We start from the raw sequence: 1120 nt of genomic DNA, 5'->3' as shown, positions 1-1120 counted from the left end.
GCCGAGAATGATCGGGGCGCTGAGCGGCAGCTCGACCTTGGTGAGCCTTTGCCAACCGGTCATGCCGGCGCCGCGCGCCGCCTCGACGACATTGGCCGGCAGCGTCGTCAGGCCGGTCAGTGCATTCTCGAAAATCGGCAGCAGGCCATAGAGAAACAGGGCGATCAGTGTCGGCTTCTCGCCGAAGCCGACGGCCGGTACGGCAAGCGCCAGCACCGCCACCGGCGGAAAGGTCTGACCGATGTTGACGAGGCTGCGCGATAGCGGCAGGAATTCAACACCGACCGGCCTGGTGACCAGGACGGCAAGCGCCACCGCAACGATGGTTGCCGCCACGGTGGCGATCAGAACCGTGCGTAAGTGCAGCAGGGTCAGCGTCAGCAGACTGCCCTGGTTGTAGATCACCGGCGCGTTGTTTTCGGTCAGCGGCTTCAGCAGCGGCACGAACCACCCGGGATTGGTGACGAAGGCGACAAGCAGCACCACCAATGCTAGCCTGAGCAGCGATGGAAGCCAGGCCTTCATGCCGGCCTCGCCGCACGCTTCACCAGCCCTTCGATGGTCACGCGGCCAAGCGGCTTGCCGTCGGCGCCTTTGACCGGCAGCGCCGGCCGGCCCGACCACAACAATTCGGCCAGCGCGTCGCGCTGGCTCGCATCGCCGGGGATCGCCTCACCTTCGGCGGAGCCCTTCTCCACGGCATCGCGGACCCGGCCGAGCGACAGCAACCGGAACGGCCTTTCGCTGGCGCCAACCAGGGTCTCGACGAAGGCGCTTGCCGGCTTTGCCAGGATCTCGGCCGGCTTGGCGTATTGCACCAGCTTGCCGGCATCCATGACCGCGATCTTGTCGCCCATATGCACGGCCTCTTCCATGTCGTGGGTGACGAGGATGATGGTGGTGCCGAAGCGCTTCTGGATCGCCAGCAGATCTTCCTGCGCCTTGGTGCGGATGATCGGGTCGAGGGCGCCGAACGGTTCGTCCATCAACAGCACGTTGGGTTCGGCGGCGAGTGCGCGGGCAACACCGACGCGCTGCTGCTGGCCGCCGGACAGTTCGTGCGGGTAGCGAGGCCCGAAGGCTTCGGGATCGAGCTGATAGAGCGTCATCAACTCGTCGA

Annotated in this window: 2 protein-coding genes; both read right to left on the bottom strand. The window is 66.0% G+C overall.

The features are described 5' to 3' along the window. On the bottom strand, positions 1–525 hold a 525-nt coding region (locus EN750_RS35560; protein ID WP_145968252.1), incomplete at its 3' end, for an ABC transporter permease. Continuing rightward, positions 522–1120, bottom strand: a 599-nt coding sequence (locus EN750_RS35555) for an ABC transporter ATP-binding protein (RefSeq protein WP_145968251.1), incomplete at its 5' end; no start/stop codon positions are given. The genes EN750_RS35555 and EN750_RS35560, both read right to left, overlap by 4 nt.

Origin of the sequence: Mesorhizobium sp. M7A.F.Ca.ET.027.03.2.1 (assembly GCF_003999175.1) — a bacterium.
Taxonomy (GTDB): domain Bacteria; phylum Pseudomonadota; class Alphaproteobacteria; order Rhizobiales; family Rhizobiaceae; genus Mesorhizobium.
The sequence above is the reverse complement of the archived record's forward strand: the minus strand, read 5'-3'. Positions and strand labels throughout refer to the sequence as shown.